At 62.3% G+C, this 18190-nt stretch carries 18 protein-coding genes and 1 tRNA gene; 8 read left to right on the forward strand and 11 right to left on the reverse strand.

What is annotated here, in order from left to right:
* Positions 1–540: 540 nt before the first annotated feature.
* Positions 541–744, forward strand: coding sequence for a cold-shock protein (locus tag DK391_RS12160; protein ID WP_109478255.1), 204 nt, complete (start codon positions 541–543; stop codon positions 742–744).
* A 92-nt stretch (positions 745–836) separates the two neighbouring features.
* Here the strand turns inward: DK391_RS12160 and DK391_RS12165 are convergent, their stop codons facing one another.
* On the reverse strand, positions 837–2105 hold the full coding sequence (locus DK391_RS12165; RefSeq protein WP_109478256.1) for an Hsp70 family protein: 1269 nt from the start codon (positions 2103–2105) through the stop codon (positions 837–839).
* A gap of 237 nt (positions 2106–2342) precedes the next feature.
* Here DK391_RS12165 and DK391_RS12170 point away from each other — a divergent pair, with 237 nt between their 5' ends.
* On the forward strand, positions 2343–3812 hold the full coding sequence (locus DK391_RS12170; RefSeq protein WP_109478257.1) for an MFS transporter: 1470 nt from the start codon (positions 2343–2345) through the stop codon (positions 3810–3812).
* 106 nt (positions 3813–3918) lie between these two features.
* Here DK391_RS12170 and DK391_RS12175 read toward each other — a convergent pair whose 3' ends face one another.
* Positions 3919–4512 carry a nitroreductase family protein gene (locus DK391_RS12175; RefSeq protein ID WP_109478359.1) on the reverse strand — a complete coding sequence of 198 codons (594 nt, stop codon included), beginning with the start codon at positions 4510–4512 and terminating at the stop codon, positions 3919–3921.
* 184 nt (positions 4513–4696) lie between these two features.
* A complete protein-coding gene (locus DK391_RS12180; RefSeq protein WP_109478258.1) occupies positions 4697–5980 on the reverse strand; it encodes an MFS transporter in 1284 nt (427 codons plus the stop codon).
* A gap of 169 nt (positions 5981–6149) precedes the next feature.
* On the opposite strand from DK391_RS12180, the gene DK391_RS12185 reads away from it, so the two are divergent.
* Both DK391_RS12185 and DK391_RS12190 read left to right on the forward strand, forming a co-directional pair.
* Positions 6150–6767, forward strand: a complete 618-nt coding sequence (locus DK391_RS12185; RefSeq protein ID WP_109478259.1) for a TetR/AcrR family transcriptional regulator — start codon at positions 6150–6152, stop codon at positions 6765–6767.
* A gap of 88 nt (positions 6768–6855) precedes the next feature.
* A complete protein-coding gene (locus DK391_RS12190; RefSeq protein ID WP_109478260.1) occupies positions 6856–7425 on the forward strand; it encodes a DUF1415 domain-containing protein in 570 nt (189 codons plus the stop codon).
* Positions 7426–7452: 27 nt separating this feature from the next.
* On the opposite strand, the gene DK391_RS12195 is transcribed toward DK391_RS12190, so the two are convergent.
* Positions 7453–8295 carry an SAM-dependent methyltransferase gene (locus tag DK391_RS12195; RefSeq protein ID WP_109478261.1) on the reverse strand — a complete coding sequence of 281 codons (843 nt, stop codon included), beginning with the start codon at positions 8293–8295 and terminating at the stop codon, positions 7453–7455.
* Between the two features lie 391 nt (positions 8296–8686).
* On the opposite strand from DK391_RS12195, the gene DK391_RS12200 reads away from it, so the two are divergent.
* Entirely contained in the window at positions 8687–9007 is a 321-nt protein-coding gene (locus DK391_RS12200; RefSeq protein ID WP_109478262.1) for a DNA-binding protein, read from the forward strand.
* A 65-nt stretch (positions 9008–9072) separates the two neighbouring features.
* Here DK391_RS12200 and DK391_RS12205 read toward each other — a convergent pair whose 3' ends face one another.
* Entirely contained in the window at positions 9073–9771 is a 699-nt protein-coding gene (locus tag DK391_RS12205) for a FadR/GntR family transcriptional regulator (RefSeq protein WP_275426820.1), read from the reverse strand.
* Positions 9772–10146: 375 nt separating this feature from the next.
* Between DK391_RS12205 and DK391_RS12210 the strand changes: the two genes are divergently transcribed.
* Positions 10147–11436: an MFS transporter gene (locus DK391_RS12210; RefSeq protein WP_109478264.1), complete on the forward strand. Its 1290-nt coding sequence runs from the start codon at positions 10147–10149 to the stop codon at positions 11434–11436.
* Positions 11437–11481: 45 nt separating this feature from the next.
* Positions 11482–13032 carry an altronate dehydratase family protein gene (locus DK391_RS12215; RefSeq protein WP_109478265.1) on the forward strand — a complete coding sequence of 517 codons (1551 nt, stop codon included), beginning with the start codon at positions 11482–11484 and terminating at the stop codon, positions 13030–13032.
* A gap of 13 nt (positions 13033–13045) precedes the next feature.
* Here the strand turns inward: DK391_RS12215 and DK391_RS12220 are convergent, their stop codons facing one another.
* A complete protein-coding gene (locus DK391_RS12220) occupies positions 13046–13258 on the reverse strand; it encodes a DUF1059 domain-containing protein (RefSeq protein WP_109478266.1) in 213 nt (70 codons plus the stop codon).
* Between the two features lie 271 nt (positions 13259–13529).
* Here DK391_RS12220 and DK391_RS12225 point away from each other — a divergent pair, with 271 nt between their 5' ends.
* Entirely contained in the window at positions 13530–14798 is a 1269-nt protein-coding gene (locus DK391_RS12225) for a TIGR03862 family flavoprotein (protein ID WP_109478267.1), read from the forward strand.
* A gap of 21 nt (positions 14799–14819) precedes the next feature.
* Here the strand turns inward: DK391_RS12225 and DK391_RS12230 are convergent, their stop codons facing one another.
* The 5 genes from DK391_RS12230 to DK391_RS12250 form a co-directional block, all read right to left on the reverse strand.
* Positions 14820–15947, reverse strand: a complete 1128-nt coding sequence (locus DK391_RS12230; protein WP_109478268.1) for a class I SAM-dependent methyltransferase — start codon at positions 15945–15947, stop codon at positions 14820–14822.
* Positions 15948–16059: 112 nt separating this feature from the next.
* Positions 16060–16135: transfer RNA gene (locus tag DK391_RS12235), tRNA-Thr, on the reverse strand.
* A gap of 20 nt (positions 16136–16155) precedes the next feature.
* Positions 16156–16641, reverse strand: a complete 486-nt coding sequence (locus DK391_RS12240) for a ClpXP protease specificity-enhancing factor (protein WP_109478269.1) — start codon at positions 16639–16641, stop codon at positions 16156–16158.
* A 70-nt stretch (positions 16642–16711) separates the two neighbouring features.
* Positions 16712–17323 carry a glutathione S-transferase N-terminal domain-containing protein gene (locus tag DK391_RS12245; protein WP_006052302.1) on the reverse strand — a complete coding sequence of 204 codons (612 nt, stop codon included), beginning with the start codon at positions 17321–17323 and terminating at the stop codon, positions 16712–16714.
* A gap of 95 nt (positions 17324–17418) precedes the next feature.
* Positions 17419–18174, reverse strand: a complete 756-nt coding sequence (locus DK391_RS12250; RefSeq protein WP_109478270.1) for a cytochrome c1 — start codon at positions 18172–18174, stop codon at positions 17419–17421.
* Between the last annotated feature and the right edge of the window lie 16 nt (positions 18175–18190).

Genomic DNA, 18190 nt, shown 5'->3' on the forward strand with positions numbered 1-18190 from the left:
CCGAACAGCCAGCCCGACCCGATGATCGAGCCGAGTCCCGTCAGCATCAGCGCGAAGGGGCCGATGTGCCGTTGAATAGAACTTTTCACGTCTTCTCCTATATCTGAAACCACGCCGCTGCCGCGGCCATGAGACACGGCTAGAAGTCATAGAAAAGACTAGGGCATACGGCGAGAGGTCGCGAGCGCGATTGCAGGTTATTCGAAGGTGCAACCGGTCGCGCGCGGGGCGTAGTGTAACGGTTGCACCGATTGATTGCAGTCAAAATGCGTTTGAGCCCTACAAAAAAATCGGCAAATTAGCAAGCTTTGTAAGCTATTTTGCTGCTAAATACCCCCGGACCATATGAGGATTTAAAGATTACGGTTGACCTTCTCTCGAAATGCCCGTATAAAGATCGGGCAGGATTTCAAGCGGCGAGTGAATTGGTTCTTTCGTAGTTCGCCCATCAACGGTACTCCGGTTGGTCCCATTACCCTTCCTTGATTTTCATGCACCCTCGGGCTTCGGCCTTATTCACCATTTTTAGGAAAAAGTAATATGGAAACCGGTACCGTCAAGTGGTTCAATGACGCAAAGGGCTTTGGCTTCATTACCCCGGACGCTGGCGGCGAAGATCTGTTCGCGCATTTCTCGGAAATCCGCGTTGAAGGCTTCAAGACGCTGCAAGAAAACCAAAAGGTTAGCTACGACGTCAAGACGGGCCCGAAGGGCAAGCAAGCCGCTAACATCAAGCCGGTCTAAGCTTAGCTTCCTTCTGGAACGCAAAAACCCCGCCTCGGCGGGGTTTTTTGTTTTCTGGCTTAAACGTTTTGTCGGCGTGAGATCTGAAATCTTTACCGGAATACGCGCTGCGCGTGAATGCCGAGTCCCGTCGCCACGCTCGCGAGACGGTCGCCGAACACCGGACGTGCATCCGGGAAGGCAGCAGCCAGCGCACCCGACAGGAATGCCAGCCCCGTCGAGCCACCCGTGAAATAGAGCGCATCGACATCGCGGGGCGCGACGCCCGCACGTTGCACCGTATCGCGCGCGGCTTGCACGATGCGCTGCGTCTCATCCTTGCCCGCCGCGATCAGTTGCGCTTCGTCGAAAGCCAGGCGCAAATCATCTTCGACGATCTCCAGATCGATCAGCGTCTCACCGCCCGCCGCCACGCCGATCTTCGCCTCTTCCGCATGCGCCGCCAGCGCATGGCCGAAGCGCTGCTCGACGACGCGCATCAGCCGGTCGTGATGCCGCGTATCCGAATACAGATGCCGCATCAAACCGAGTTCCGACACACGCTTCGGCGTGTAAATGGTGTTGATCAGATGCCAGGTCGCGAGATCGAAGTAAATGCGGTTCGGCACTTCGCGGCCTTCGGGATCGAGCGACTGATAGCCGAGTTCGCGCAGCACCGTCGCGAGTTCGACACGCCGGTCGAAGTCCGTTCCCGCGACGTGCACACCGTGATGAGCGAGCACATCGTCCTTGCGCTCGATGCGCTTCATGCGCTCCGGGCCGACGCGCACCAGCGAGAAGTCCGACGTGCCGCCGCCGATGTCGGCCACCAGCACCAGTCCTTCCTGCGTCAGATGCGCTTCGTAATCGAACGCGGCTGCGATCGGTTCGTACTGGAAGTGGATTTCGTTCAAGCCGACCGAGCGTGCCGCCGCTTCGAGCTGGTTCTGCGCCAGCTGATCGGCACGCGGATCGTCGTCGACGAAAAACACCGGACGCCCGAGCACCGCGCGATTAATCGCACCGCCCGCCGTCTGTTCGGCGCAGCGCTTCAGATGCGTAACGAAAATTCCGATGACGTCGGTGTACTTGATTGCCGAACCGTCGCCGAGATCGGTCGTATTGTCCGCGAGCGCCGAGCCGAGAATGCTCTTCATCGAGCGCATCAGCCGGCCGTCGAAGCCGTCGATATACGATTCGAGCGCCGCACGGCCGTACGCGCGCGAGTTTTCATCGGTATTGAAGAAGACGGCTGTGGGCAGCGTCGTGTAGGCGCCGTCGACGGGCGCCAGCTTCAGAACAGCCGCTTCGGCCGTCGAGCCGCCGACAGGGACGGCAACTGCCGAGTTAGACGTGCCGAAATCAATCGCGCAATAGGTCATGGCAGGTTTCGCCGCTCACGCTGGCGCGAACAGAAAGAGGACGGGCTTTGTAACATGAAAGCAGTGACGCCATCAACCGGCAGCGCGCCGACAGGGAATGCAGCTTGCTTGCCCGAAGTGTCGCGCCGGGTTCGAATGAATCCGACAGGATACGCTGTTCGAAGAACGGTTTACAGAATCATCTAAAAACTCGTCCGGTCATGGCCCGCTCCAAAGGCCGCTCACACAGGAGATCCGATGCAGGAACCCTCCGCCGCCACGGTTCGCACCGGCCCGGCCAATATCGTCGAAACCGATCTGCCGTCGCGGCTCGACCGCTTGCCGTGGGGCCGCTTTCATACGCTGATCGTCGTCGCGCTCGGCGTGACCTGGCTGCTCGACGGGCTGGAGGTGACGCTGGCGGGATCGGTGGCGAGCGCGTTGAAATCGAGCGGCGTGCTGCGCTTTACGAACGCGGACGTCGGTCTGGCAGGCAGCGCGTATATCGCGGGTGCTGTGCTCGGTGCGCTCGGCTTCGGCTGGCTGACCGACCGGCTCGGACGCCGCAAGCTGTTCTTCATCACGCTCGCGCTCTATCTCGCGGCGACGGCAGCCACGGCATTCTCGTGGAATCTGGCGAGCTTTCTGGTGTTCCGCTTTCTGACGGGCGCGGGCATCGGTGGCGAGTACACGGCTATCAACTCGACGATCCAGGAATTCACGCCCGCCCGCGTGCGCGGCCACACCGATCTCGCCATCAACGGCACTTTCTGGGGCGGCGCAGCGCGCGGCGCGATCGGTTCGCGGGTGCTGCTCGATCCGCATACGCTGCCCGGCGACTGGGGCTGGCGCGCGTGTTTCTTCATCGGCGCGGTGCTGGCGCTGGCCATTCTGCCGATGCGCGTGTGGATCCCCGAAAGCCCGCGCTGGCTGCTCACGCACGGCGAGGAGAAGGAAGCGCGCGAAATCGTCGAAGGGATCGAGGCGCGTTTTCGGGCTGAAAATCACACGCTCCCGGACGATCAACTCAAGCGCCTGCGATTGCGCGCCCGTGAGCGCACCACCTTGCGCGAAGTGTTCCACACGCTTTTTACGCTGCACCGGAGGCGCGCGCTGGTCGGGCTGTCGCTGATGACGGCGCAGGCGTTCTTCTACAACGCGATTTTCTTCACCTACGCGCTGGTGCTGACCGATCTCTATCACGTGCCGGGCGACCATGGCGGCTGGTACATCTTGCCGTTCGCACTCGGTAATTTCGCTGGGCCATTGCTGATCGGCAGGCTGTTCGACGTGATCGGCCGACGCAAGATGATCGCCGCGACCTACGCGCTGTCCGGGCTGCTGCTGACCGTGAGCGGCTATCTGTTCGAGCAGCAGTTGCTGACCGTGACGACGCAGACGATCGCATGGATGGTGATTTTCTTTTTCGCGTCGGCGGCGGCGAGTTCGGCGTACCTCACCGTCAGCGAGTCGTTTCCGCTTGAAATCCGCGCACTCGCGATCGCGGTGTTCTATGCGTTCGGAACGGCGCTCGGCGGCATCGCAGGTCCGGCGTTCTTCGGCCGGCTGATCGACACGCAGCAACGCAGCGAGGTGTTTTCAGGCTATCTGGTCGGCTCGGCGCTGATGCTGGCGGCGGCCGTGATCGCCGGGATTTGGGGCGTGGATGCCGAGCGGCGCTCGCTGGAAAGCGTCGCCGCACCACTCTCCGCTGTCGACGACGATTGACCGCAATCGCCTGCGACGCCCGGCGGCTGCTCCACGGGTGGCTCATAAAAAACGCGGCCCTCAGGCCGCGTTTCGCTTGTTCACGCGCTCGCGCTACGTCGCGAACTCAGAACGGCTTCTTCCACGCTCCCGCAAACGCGACCTCGCCGAGCGGCACGCGCGTGCGCACCGATTTCTCGCGCTCGCGCAGCACCGGGTCGAGCTTGTCGACGTCGCCATAGTGGCCAAGCGAAATCATCGCGATGACTTCGATATCGTCGGGAATGGCAAATGTCTTGCGGAACGCATTGACGTCGAAGCCGCTCATCTGATGCGCAGCGAGCCCCAGCGCATGCGCCTGCAATACCAGCGACATCGCTGCTGCGCCCGCGTCGTACGGCGCGCAGCGATTGACTTCGCCCTTCGGCGTCAGCGTCTGGGTCGTCACGCAGATCAGCACCGGCGAATTCGCGTTCCAGCCCTGATTGAACGGCACGAGCGTGTCGAAAGCCTTCTTGAACGAGACTTCGTCGGCCGTGCGATCGAACACCACGAAGCGCCACGGCTGCATGTTGTACGACGAAGGCGCCCAGCGCGCCGCCTCGAGCACCGCGAGCAACTGCTCTCGGCTCACGGGCTCGCTCGAATACGCGCGCGGGCTCCAGCGGCCGGCGATCAGTTCATGAACGGGAACGTCGGTGGGTGCGGGTTTGTTGGTCATGCGCATCTCTCGGTCAGAATTCATGATCGGCGGGCAGCAGCCCGAGGGGTCACTAGCATAACCCGAGCCGTCCCCTCCGCGCCTTTCAGGTCGCGCAGATGTTTATCGCGGACGCGCATAAGAAAAGCGCGCCGGGCTTTTCAGCCGCGGCGCGCCGTATGGCACTTTCAGACGGTGTGCTTCGTCAGACGGCTTGCGCCGCGACGCTCCGTTCACCACGATTGATCCGCAGCACGATGATCGACGCCACGAGGCACAAGCCACCCGAGATCATCGACGCCACCGTGTACGTCCCGAGGCTCGCGCGCAGCATGCCCGCGCCGAGCGCCGCGAAAGCCGCGCCGAGCTGGTGGCCGGCGACGACCCAGCCGAACACGACGGGCGCCTTGTCCTTGCCGTAGACATCGGTGGCAAGGCGTACGGTCGGCGGCACGGTCGCGATCCAGTCGAGACCGTAGAACACCGCGAACAGCGGCAAACCGAAGAAGTCGATGCCGAATGCATGCGGCAGATACATCAGCGACAGCCCGCGCAGCCCGTAGTACCAGAACAGCAGGATGCGCGCGTTGAAGCGGTCCGACAGCCAGCCCGACATCGTCGTGCCGAACAGGTCGAAAATGCCCATCGCCGCGAGCAGCGATGCGCCCTGCACTTCCGTCATGCCGTAATCGCCGCACATCGCGATCAGGTGCGTGCCGACATAGCCGTTGGTGCTCGCGCCACAAATGAAGAAGCTGAAAAACAGCAGCCAGAAGTCGCGCGTCTTGCTCGCCATCGCCAGCGTGCCGAACGCGATCGCAAGCGGGTTCTGCTTCGTCATGTCGGATTTGATGGGCGCATCGGCGGGTTCGCCGAACGGGCGCAGCGACATGTCGGCGGGACGCTCGGGCAGCAGGAACGCCACCAGCGGCAGGATGACAGCCGCAGCCGCCGCGACCGTCCACACGACGGGCCGCCAGCCGTGATGCTGCGCAATCGCCGCAAGCAGCGGCAGGAACACCAGTTGGCCCGTGGCCGAACTGGCCGTGAGTATGCCCATCACCAGACCGCGATGTGTGGTGAACCAGCGGTTCACGACCGTCGCCGACAGCGTCAGCGCCGCCACGCCCGTCGCGCCGCCGACCATCACGCCCCAGACGAGGATCATCTGCCACGGATGCGTCATCAGCGACGACAGCGCCACGCCCACCGCCATCGCGCCGAGCGCCGTCAGCAGCGTCGGACGCACGCCGAAACGTTGCATCGCCGCTGCCGCGAACGGGCCCATCAGGCCGTACAGCGCGATATTCACGGAAATCGCCAGCGAGATCGTCGCGCGGCTCCAGCCGAAATCGTGCTCAAGCGGCACCATCATCACGCTCGGCGTTGCACGCGTGCCGGCCGCCGCGCGCAACACCAGAACCACCACAGCCACGGCCAGCCAGCCGTAGTGGAAGCGCCCGCCAATTAATCTTGCTGCCCAGTTCATCGGTTCTCCAAGGGTTCCGCCACGGCTCGCGGGTGTCGCCATGCTAGCCGCATCTGATTCTTACCGCTTTCGTAAAGGAGTTGTGACTGACCTGTCACAATCGGTGTTGCGATGTTAGTTACCGATCGGTAACATGTCAAGGCGTCGACTCAAGGACCACACGACCATCATGGCTACTTCCGACATCGCCAAACGCGCATCGCGCCGGCGTTCACAAACGGCTGGCTCGGACGCGCAGCAACATCTTTTACGCGCCGCCGCCGATCTCTTCTACAGGGAAGGCGTGCGCGCGGTCGGCGTCGATGCCGTCGTCGAGCGGGCGGGCGTCAACAAGATGAGCCTGTATCGCCAGTTTTCTTCGAAAGACGATCTGGTGGTTGCGTATCTGGAACAGTCGGATGAGCAGTTCTTCCGGCGCTTCGAGGAAAGTCTGGCCAAATATCCCGGCGAGCCGCGCAAGCAGATCGTCCAGTATTTCGAGGATCTGGCCGGGCGGGCGTCGCAGGAAGACTACCGCGGCTGTCCGTTCGTGAATGTGTCGGCGGAGTTTCCCGATCCGGCGCATCCCGCGCGCATTTGTGTGTTCGACAACAAGACCAGGCTGATGGAGCGGCTCCACACGCTTTGCACGGAAGCAGGCGCACGCGATCCGGTTGAACTGGCGAACGCGCTCGGGCTGCTGATCGAAGGGATTTATGCGTCGAGCCAGACTTATGGTCCGGGTTGCGGGCCGATCAAGGTCGCGCCGCGCATGGCGGAACTGCTGGTTGCGCAGGCGTGCGCGTAATTGCGTAGGGCGTTTGCACGACGCTCACGCGAGGCTCGCAGACACGCGCCGGTAAAATGACGGTTTTGCTTTTGCCGCTCGCCCCGCCATGTCTTCCACCTCCGCCGATTCGCACGATGCCATCCTCGACGCCACGCGCCACTGGCTGACGCGCGCCGTAATCGGACTGAATCTGTGCCCGTTTGCGAAGGCCGTGCATGTGAAGCGGCAGATCCGCTACGCGATCAGCGACGCTACCGACATGGAAGGCGTGCTAACCGAGCTGGAAGCCGAACTGCGCGCGCTGACCGAAGCCGATCCCGCCGACATCGACACGACGTTGCTGATCATTCCGTACGCGCTTGGCGAATTTCTGGACTACAACGACTGCCTGTTTTTCGCCGACCGGATGCTCAAGCAGATGCGGCTGGAAGGCACGCTGCAGATTGCCAGCTTCCACCCGCACTATCAGTTCGAAGACACCGGTCCAGACGATATCGAGAACTACACGAACCGCGCGCCCTACCCGATCTTGCATTTGCTGCGGGAAGCGAGCATCGAGCGCGCGGTCGAAGCATTTCCGGACGCCGCCGACATCTATGAGCGCAACATCGACACGTTGCAGCGTCTCGGCCCGGAAGGCTGGCGCAAATGGATGAGCGAGCCGGCCAAAGACTGACACAGTCGGCCCGCCGCGCCTCACGCCTTAAACCTCTCCCGCCTCCTCGGCATAAAACCGCTCGCGCAGTTCCGCAATGCCGAGCGTGTCCATCACTTCATTGAGCCGCTCGGCCGGGCGCCGGCGCGGCAAATCCTTATAGGTCGCGATGATGAGCTCGTTCTTCATCGAATGCTCCCAGCCGACCAGTTCCGTCACGTTGACCTGATAGCCGTGCGCTTCCAGTTGCAGGCAGCGCAGCACATTGGTGATCTGGCTGCCGAATTCGCGCGTATGCAACGGATGACGCCAGATTTCCGTCAGCGCGTTCGCCAACGACTTGCCTTTGTTCCGGCGCAGCACGCCCGCCACTTCCGCCTGGCAGCACGGCACCACGACGATGTATTTCGCATGTTTTTCGAGCGCGAAGCGGATTGCGTCGTCGGTGGCCGTATCGCAGGCGTGCAAGGCGGTGACGATGTCGACTGTCGGCGGCAGTTTGTCCGATGTGATCGATTCGGCTACGGAAAGATTAAGAAACGACATACCCTTGAAGCCAAGGCGCCCTGCAAGCTCCTCGGACTTCGTAACGAGTTCCTCGCGTGTCTCAATGCCGTAGATATGCGAGTTATCCCGCAGTTCCTTGACGAACAGGTCGTAGAGAATGAAGCCGAGGTAGGACTTGCCCGCACCGTGATCGACGAGGGTCAGTTCGCCCTTGGTCTCGTTGAGGTCTTTGAGCAACGGCTCGATGAACTGAAACAGGTGGTAGACCTGCTTGAGCTTGCGGCGGCTGTCCTGGTTCATCTTGCCGTCGCGCGTCAGGATATGGAGTTCCTTTAGCAGTTCGACGGACTGATTAGGACGGACTTCGTAGGATTTGCTGGACATCGAATGAGCGCGCCACCGATTGCATCGCGAACGTGCGTCAGGTGACGGAAAAAGGGAAAAGTGTCTGTCAGTTTACCCAAAGCGTGAAGAACGGTCCCGGTTCTTGCACGTCGACGGTGACACCGGACCCCGCTTGGAACGATTCGTGCAGCATAGCGTCCGAAGTCGAGCCAGCTGGAGAACGTGTCGCAAGGCAGTCGTCTGTTGCAGGTCCGTTAGAGCGTGACGGCTTGCAGGATGCATAAAGAAAGACTAGCTACCGGTTTGCTGCAGCGTCGATAGAAATCCGGTAAGCGTGGGGGAGGTCGGGCCGGAACATGGTTCGAACGTTACGTAACCTGAAGCGCGACGGGACTGAAAAGGAGCGCGCTCAGATCTGATGAGGCTGCAAATGGATATGACACCCAACGGAAACGCCGAGCAGAAGTTTCAGGAGCTCATGGCGAAGCTGCTGGCCACACCCGAGTGGACGGAAAAGCAGCAACTGGAACTGGAAATGGCGCGTGACATCTCCGTCGAGATGCTGCGTCTCGCAGAAATCATGCGTGACGGCAGCGTCGATATGGAGATGTGTCTCACCCTGCTCAAATACGCGAAAGTGCTGGACTTTGTGATGACGACGCTAGCTTCGCGGCGCGATATCAAGCCTCAAACGCTGCGAGTGATTTTCAAGCTGGCTGGACTGAAGGTGGACGAGGCGTATCCGGGTTGAACCCGTCGATGGCTGTGCGGATGCTGGCGTTATTACCGCCGTTTTGCGCCGGCATCCTTCACCCGCTACCGTTTCACCCGCGTCATCAATCTCGCAAACGATTCCTTCAAATGCCGCTGCATCGCTGCGTGCGCCTGCACGGAATCGCGTGCTTCGAGTGCTTCGAGCACTGCCCGGTGCTCCTCCAGCGCGACTAGCCAGGTATCTTCCGCTTCAAAATGCCCGCGCATCGTGCTCGACAGCGGGCTATGCCGTTCGTCGAACAGATCGGCAACCGTTCGAACCAGCACATCGTTGCCGGACATCTGCGCGATGCACAGATGAAACTCGCGGTCGGCAGCAGTCGGAATCTGCCCATTCGCGACTTCGTCCGCCATGCGCTCGAATAGCGCGCGCAGCGCCTTGAGCGCCTTCGGCTTTACGAACGGCGCGACGCTCGCGACCAGCGCGCCTTCGATCAGCGAGCGCGCTTCCATGATTTCGCGCGGACTCTCGCCGAGCTTGTCGGGATCGGGCGCGGCGACAGCAGGCGACACATTCGTCACGTAGACGCCCGAACCCATCCGGATTTCCACCCGCCCTTCCAGCTCCAGCGCGACGAGCGCCTCACGCACCGTCGGACGCGACACACCGAGCGTCTGCGCCAGATCGCGCTCGGGCGGCAAACGGCCATTCGACACGAAGCCCGGCTGTGCAATCAGCTCGCGCAAGCGATCGGCGATCTGTTGATAAAGACGGCGTGTTTCGACGGTTCTGACGGGCACAAAGACTCCTGCTTCGACGTCGCGCGATACCCGCGTCAACGGGTTGCACGAGAAAACGAGCATTGTAATCAGCCGCGCGCCGCACCGGCCACGCGCCTTGGACCAAGGGTAAATAGCCGGACAATTGGCTTGACCACTTGATCGATAGACTTCTATTATGCCCAACTGGTCAGGCCGAATTTCAATAAGCGCATAAGACGCTCATCGCCCTGCCAGCCCGACAATGCATCACGGCAGCCCCGCCGCCAGAGCGGGCGCAACTACGCAGCATCCACCTCGCGCACGCAGCACGACCGTAGGAAAGCGGCCACCGGACCGGCATCGCCGAGGGGCGCCAACCATACGAAAGATGCCGATACCGGAGGAGACGACGTCATGAGGAAAATGCGGTGGGTAGTGATCTTGCTCTGCTTTCTCGCCATTGCCGTGAACTACATCGACCGTGCGAACCTCGCCGTCGCCGCACCTGAAATCCAGAAAGCGCTGGGTATCGGTCCGGCGCAGATGGGCTTTATCCTGAGCGGCTTCTTCTGGACCTACGCGCTGATGCAGATGCCGTTCGGCTGGTTCGTCGATCGCGTCGGTGCGCGCATCGCGTTGCCGCTCGCGGTTGGCTGGTGGTCGCTGTTCACCGCCGCCACGGCAGCCGCCAGCAGCGTGGGCGGCATGTTCGGCTGCCGGCTGATGCTCGGCGTCGGCGAAGCGGGCGCCTATCCGTCGTGCGCAAAACTCGTCAGCCAATGGTTCAAGCCTTCGCAGCGCGCGCTCGCGACCAGCATTTTCGATAGCGGCTCGCGCGTCGGCTCGGCCCTGTCGATTCCTGTCGTTGCGTTGATCATCGGCACGCTGGGCTGGAAGGCGTCGTTCATCGTGACGGGCGTGCTCGGCGCGGTGTGGATTCTCGGCTGGCTGGCCATCTATCGCAGCCCGGCGCACGGCGACATGACGGGCGAAACCGATGTCGTGCCCGACGCACGCGCCGCCCGCGCCGCCGACAAGGTCACGTGGGGTTCGCTGTTCCGCCACCGCACGCTGTGGGGCATGATGCTCGGCTTCTTCTGCCTGAACTTCGTGATCTACTTCTTTATCACGTGGTTTCCGAGCTATCTGGTGCAGACGCGCGGCTTTTCGCTGAAGTCGCTCGGCACGCTAGGCATGATTCCCGCGCTGATGTCGATTCCGGGCGGCTGGATCGGCGGTCTGGTGTCCGATGCGCTGTTCCGGCGCGGCTGGAGCCTCACGGCGGCGCGCAAGACCTGCATGGTCGGCGGCATGCTGCTGTCGTCGGTGATCACGCTGTCGGCGTTCACGTCGAACACGTATCTGATGCTCGCTTTCTTCGGCATTTCGTACGGCAGCCTCGCGTTCGCCGCCGCCAGCATCTGGTCGCTGCCCGCCGACGTCGCGCCCACGCCGCGTCACGTCGCGTCGATCAGCGGCATCCAGAACTTCGCGTCGAATCTGGCGGGCATCGTCATCACGACGTTCACGGGCGTCATGCTCGCGATATCGAAAGGCTCGTTCACGATTCCGCTGGTCGTCGCGGGCGGCTTCTGCTTTCTCGGCGCGTTCAGCTATCTTGTGATCGTCGGCCGCATCGCGCCGTTGCCTGCCGATCCCGAGCAGCCGTACGTGCCGGAAGGCGCGCAACGCTCGCACGTTTGATGATCCATCCCGTCAGCACTCCGCTTTCAGAACAGGCCCCGCATCATGTCGACAGCTACCGCCACCGCAGCGCACGCCGCTATCCGCCTGCATCCCAACGACGACGTGATCATCGCGACACGTCAACTCGTGTCGGGCACGCGTATCGAAGCCGAAGACCTGGTCGTCGCGGGGCTGATTCCGCCTGGCCACAAGATCGCGACGCGCGCGATTGCGAAGGGTGAGCCGGTGAAGCGCTACAACCAGATCATCGGTGTGGCGCGCGAGGCGATTGCGCGCGGCCAGCACGTGCACACGCACAATCTGGCGATGGCCGAATTCGCGCGCGAGCATGAATTCGGCGTCGACACGCATCCGACCATCGCCGCTCGCGATCCCGCGCATTTCATGGGCATCCGGCGCGCGGACGGGCGCGTGGCGACGCGCAACTACATCGGCGTGCTGACCAGCGTGAACTGCTCGGCGACCGTCGCGCGCGCCATCGCCGATCATTTCCGGCGCGACGTGCACCCCGGGGAACTGGCGGCGTTTCCCAATGTGGACGGCGTGATCGCGTTGACGCACGGACTCGGCTGCGGTGTCGATCTGCGCGGCGAAGGCACGATGATCCTGCAGCGCACACTGGCGGGCTACGCGGCGCATCCGAATTTTGCGTCGGTGCTGTTCGTCGGTTTGGGCTGCGAGACGAACCAGATTGGCGGCGTGCTCGAAGCGGGCGGACTGACCGATAACACGGCGACCTTGCGCAGCTTCACGATTCAGGACAGCGGCGGCACGCGCAAGACAATCGAACGCGGCATTGCGATGGTGCGCGACATGCTCGTCGATGCGAACCGCGCGGTGCGCGAAAAGGTCAGCGCGTCGCATCTGATGGTCGGCTTGCAGTGCGGCGGGTCAGACGGCTATTCGGGCATCTCCGCGAACCCTGCGTTGGGCGCCGCCGTCGACCGGCTCGTGCAGCATGGCGGCACGGCGATTCTGTCTGAGACACCTGAAGTCTATGGCGCCGAACATCTGCTCACACGCCGCGCGGTGAGCCGCGAGGTCGGCGAGAAACTGCTGGCGCGCATCGCGTGGTGGCAGGACTACTGCGCGCGCAACGGCGCGGCGCTCGACAACAATCCGTCGGCGGGCAACAAGGTCGGCGGCCTCACGACTATCCTCGAAAAGTCGCTCGGCGCGGTCGCAAAAGGCGGCACGACCAATCTCGTCGACGTGTACGAGTACGCGCAACCGATTCACGCCAAGGGCTTCGTGTTCATGGATTCGCCCGGCTACGACCCGATGTCGGCGACGGGTCAGGTCGCGTCGGGCGCGAACCTGATCTGCTTCACGACGGGACGCGGCTCGGCGTATGGCTGCGCGCCGTCGCCGTCGCTGAAGCTCGCCACCAACACGGCATTGTGGGACCGCCAGGAAGAAGACATCGACATCAACTGCGGCGGCGTGATCGACGGGACGGCGCGCATCGATCAGCTCGGTGCCGACATCTTCCAGATGATGCTCGATTGCGCGTCGGGCACGCGCTCGAAAAGCGAACTGCACGGCTATGGACAAAACGAGTTCGTGCCCTGGCAAGTCGGCGTGGTGACGTGAAGGCAGACTGACATCATGCGGCGGCAGGCGCGCTGATTGGCGGCGTGCCGTCGTGGAACATCGACTTCAGCTTCGCTCGAAGCTCGGGCGAATCGCTGTGCTTGTGCGCCTGCGTCGCGTGCGCGACGGCGGCTTCGAGCAGTTCGTTTTCCGAATCGGCGCACAGGGCAACCGTGCACTTGATGTCACTCGGAAATTCGCGGCAATCGATATATTTGCGACCCATGACGGACTCCTCAGATCAAAGGCGTCGCGTGCAACCCGTGCGCTGGCGTAGCCCCAGCGTGCGTATCGGCGGGGCGTTGGCTAAAAACGTGATGCGTGGATTGTGCGCGGCAAGACGGCGCGACGCGCGCCGGGAAGGAAGGTGTCTGAGAAAAGTATAGGTCGTGGCGCGTGGACGTTTGCGCTGCGTTTGCCCGTCCTCCAGCCCAGTGGGACAATACCGGCCTTCGCGCCGAGCGCGCTTCACCGTCATTCACTGCTTCATTCCATCGATGTCGAATCCGTCCGATCACACCAGGGATCACGTCCGCGTCGCCGTTATCGGCGGCGGTCCTGCCGGGTTGATGGCGGCCGAAGCGCTGGCGCGCGGCGGCATGCAGGTCGATGTGTACGACGCAATGCCGTCGGTCGGACGCAAGTTCCTGATGGCGGGGAAAGGCGGCATGAACATCACGCATTCGGAGCCGATCGAGCCGTTTCTCGGCCGCTATGGCAAGCGTCGCGCGGACATTGCGCCCCTGCTCGACGCGTTCGGCCCGGACGCGCTGCGTGCGTGGCTCGATGAACTGGGTGTCCATACCTTCGTCGGCAGTTCGGGCCGCGTGTTTCCGACCGACATGAAAGCCGCGCCGATGCTGCGCGCGTGGCTGCATCGGCTGCGTGAGGCGGGCGTGCGGTTTCACATGCGGCATAAGTGGATTAGCTGGGCGGAGACTGCGGCGTCCGGCGCGCATGGTTTGCGGTTTGGCACGCCGGAAGGCGAACGCGAAGTCCTGGCGGACGCCGTGGTGTTAGCGCTCGGCGGCGGCAGTTGGGCGCGGCTCGGTTCCGACGCTGCGTGGGTGCCGCTGATGCAGCAACGCGAGATCCCTGTCGCGCCGTTGCTGCCCGCGAATTGCGGCTTCGACGCCAACTGGACCGATTACTTCCGCGAGCGCTATGCAGGCGAGCCGGTCAAGCCTGTGTCGATTGCTGTGGAAAACGTGGATGGCACGGTCCAGCATCGCCAAGGTGAGTTCGTCGTGACATCGACGGGGATCGAAGGGAGCCTCGTGTACGCGATGTCGTCGACGATCCGCGACCGCCTGCTCGCCGACGGCACCGTGACGATACGGCTCGATCTCGCGCCAGGTCTGAGCGCGCAGCGCGTGATCGATCAAGTGACGCGGCCGCGTGGTTCGCGTTCGATGTCGAGCCATTTGCATAGCCGCATCGGTATCACGGGGGTGAAGCTGGGGTTGCTGCACGAGTGTCTGTCGAAAGAAGATTTCACCGATGCAGCGAAGCTCGCGCAAGCGATCAAGTCCTTACCGTTGAACCTGACGCGCGCTCGTCCCATCGACGAAGCGATCAGCAGCGCAGGCGGCATCCCGTTCGAAGCGCTCGATAACGCGATGATGCTGCGGACACTGCCCGGCGTGTTCTGCGCGGGCGAGATGCTGGATTGGGAAGCGCCGACGGGCGGCTATCTGCTGACGGCGTGCTTCGCCAGCGGCCTCGTCGCGGGGCGCGGGGCCGCTGCGTATCTGATGGCGCGGTGAATGTCGCGCTTTACCTGGCGCTTATTTGACCTTGAGCCGCCAAAGCGACGTGATTTCAGCCACGCGCGCGGCGTGCAACGGATCGGACGCATCCGTCGCCTTCGGATGACGCGGCTTGATGTCCTCGCGCCCAACAACGACAAGCCCGGCGCGATCGAGCGCGGCCAGTAGCCAGTCATGCGTGCGCATCCCCAGATGCTCCGCGAAATCCGACAGAATCAGCCATCCCTCGCCACCCGTTTCGAGATGATCGGCGAGTCCGTTCAGAAAGCCGAGCAACATACGGCTTTCGTAGTCGTAGACGGCGTTTTCGATCGGTGACGCCGGACGCGCGGGCAGCCACGGCGGGTTACACACGACAAGCGGCGCCCGCCCTTCAGGAAAAAGATCGGCGGCAATCACTCCGACCTGTGCGTCGTAACCGAGCCGCGTGAGGTTGTCTTTGGCGCAAGCGAGCGCGCGTGGATCCTGATCCGTTGCAACGATCCGCTTGACGCCGCGCTTGGCCAGCAACGCCGACAACACGCCCGTGCCGACGCCAATATCAAAGGCCAATTCCTTCGACGGCAACGGCGCACGCGCAACCAGATCGACGTACTCGCCTCGCACGGGCGAGAACACGCCGTAGTGCGGGTGAATGCGCTCCTGCAACGCGGGAATCTCGACGCCTTTCTTGCGCCACTCGTGCGCCCCGATCAGGCCAAGCAGTTCACGCAGCGACACCACCGACGCTTCCTGCGACGGCGGTCCATACACTTCTTCACAGGCTTGCTGCACGTTCGGCGCGCGGCGCAATGGAATCGTGTAATCGCCTTCGAGCGGGATCAGCAGCATGCCGAGCGTGCGCGCTTTCTGCGACTGCGCTTGCCGGTGCTGATTGAAGGCATCGAGTGGCGTAGCAGGCGCCTGCTTGCGTGGCTTGCGATCGAGACGGCGCGTCATCGCCTGCAACAGTTGGCGGGCGTTCTGGAAATCGCCGTGCCACAGCAGTGCGGTGCCTTCGCAGGCGAGGCGGTAGGCGGCGTCGGCGGTCGTGCGGTCGTCGGCGATGACGACGCGCTTCGCGGGCGGCACGGAGGCTTCGGAGCGCCAGCGGGCAGAATGCGGGCCGTCGGCTTCAGGCCAGGTGAGTGTGGGGAAATCGGTCATGTCCGTATTGTATTGAACCGTTGGACCTCGTCGACATCGAGCCGCAACGGAGAAACGGCGGACCAAAGAAAAACGGGTTACACGGAAAACCGTGTAACCCGTTTCTTGATGCTGGTGCCGGCTGCAGGACTCGAACCCGCCACCTCATGATTACAAGTCAAGCGCTCTACCTGATGAGCTAAGCCGGCATGAGAACCGGGATTCTACTTCATTTCACGACTTTGAGGTGGCCTCTTCCGCCACCTTTTGCACCGTCATCGTCCGGACGCGGATCGTCATCGGTTTCGCCGATTTTTTCCGCCGCCGCCGCTTCGGGCGCTTCCTGCGGCGCCTCGGCGATCACGGCTTCGTCATCCTCGGAATCCGTTGCCTCGCCGCCTGCCGACTCGACCGGAAATGCCATGCCCTGCCCGTTCTCGCGCGCGTAAATGGCGAGCACGTTGGCCACGGGCACTTCGATCTTGTGCGACTTGCCCGAAAAGCGCGCGTTGAACTCGATCCACTCGTTGCCCATCTGCAGCTGGCTGGTCGCCTCGAAGCTGATGTTCAACACGATCTCGTTGTCGCGCACGAACTGGCGCGGCACGCGCGTCTGGTTGTCGACGCGCACGGCGATATGCGGCGTATAGCCGTTATCGGTGCACCATTCGTACAGCGCGCGCAGCAGGTACGGCTTCGTGGAAATCTCTTGCATCAACTGTCCTTTTGCCGGGCAGGCGCGCGCAACGGAACGCCGCGCGCCGAACCCGAAGCCAATCTCAAACTCAGCGGCGCATTACCTTTTCCGACGGCGTCAGCGCTTCGATATAGGCCGGACGGCTGAAAATACGCTCGGCGTACTTCATCAGCGGCGCAGCGTTCTTCGACAGTTCGATGCCGTAGTGATCCAGACGCCACAAGAGCGGTGCGATCGCGACGTCGAGCATCGAGAACTCTTCACCGAGCATGTACTTGTTCTTCAGGAAGATCGGCGCGAGTTGCGTCAGACGGTCACGAATGGCGAGGCGCGCCTTTTCGTGATTCTTCTCGGCGGCTTTGCCCTTTTCGTTTTCGAGCGTGCCGACGTGAACGAACAGTTCCTTCTCGAAGTTCAGCAGGAACAGACGCGCGCGCGCACGCTGGACGGGATCGGCCGGCATCAGTTGCGGATGCGGGAAGCGCTCGTCGATATACTCGTTGATGATGTTCGATTCGTACAGGATCAGATCCCGTTCGACGAGGATCGGCACCTGACCATACGGATTCATCACGGCGATGTCTTCCGGTTTGTTGAACAGGTCGACGTCGCGGATTTCGAAGTCCATGCCCTTTTCGAACAACACCAGCCGGCAGCGCTGGGAGAACGGGCAAGTAGTGCCGGAATACAGAACCATCATGTTTGCGTTTCCTCAAAAAACTTAAAGGGCCAGCGAGCGGGAAAACCGTCTTGCAGGTTTTCCCTTGCGCCGGCCCCACACCCGTTACGGTGTGACTATTTGATATCTTTCCAGTACGCGGCGTTCAGTCGCCAGGCTAAAAAGCTCAGAACGCCCAGGAACAGCAGCACCCACACGCCAAGCTGACGACGGGTTTTCTGCGTCGGTTCGGACATCCATGACAGGTACGACACGAGGTCGGCCACAGCAGAATCATAATCTACCGGCGACATCGTCCCCGGCGTGACCTGCTGATATCCCACGAATTTCTTGACCTTTTCCTTCGTGTTTTCGTCGATGTCGTCTTCGAACTTCGCCGTTCTCTGCCCCTGAAGCTGCCACAGCACGTGAGGCATGCTCACGTTTTCATACACCATATTGTTCCAGCCAGTCGGCCGTGTGTCATCGCGGTAAAAACTGCGCAGATACGTGTACAGCCAGTCACGGTTCCGCGCCCGCGCTTCCACCGACAAATCGGGCGGCGTGGCGCCGAACCACGCCTTCGCGTCGTCGGGGCGCATCGCGACCGTCATCGTGTTGCCGACTTTATCTGTCGTGAACAGCAGGTTTTTTTCAATTTCCTTCGGCGAAATGCCAATATCCTGCAATCGGCTGTACCGCATCAGGTTCGCACTATGGCAATTCAGGCAGTAGTTTACAAACAATTGGGCGCCGTGCTGCAACGAAGCAATATTGTCCGCGTTGTCGGGCGCACGGTCGAGCGGGAATTCACCTTCCGCGCGAACCGGCGTAGCGGATAACGCCAGCACGGTTGCACCGAGCAGCGCGAGCATCGAAAGCAGTTTTTTCATCTTCGTTTTCTCCTGG

The sequence above is a fragment of the Paraburkholderia sp. C35 genome (assembly GCF_003121405.1).
Classification (GTDB): domain Bacteria; phylum Pseudomonadota; class Gammaproteobacteria; order Burkholderiales; family Burkholderiaceae; genus Paraburkholderia.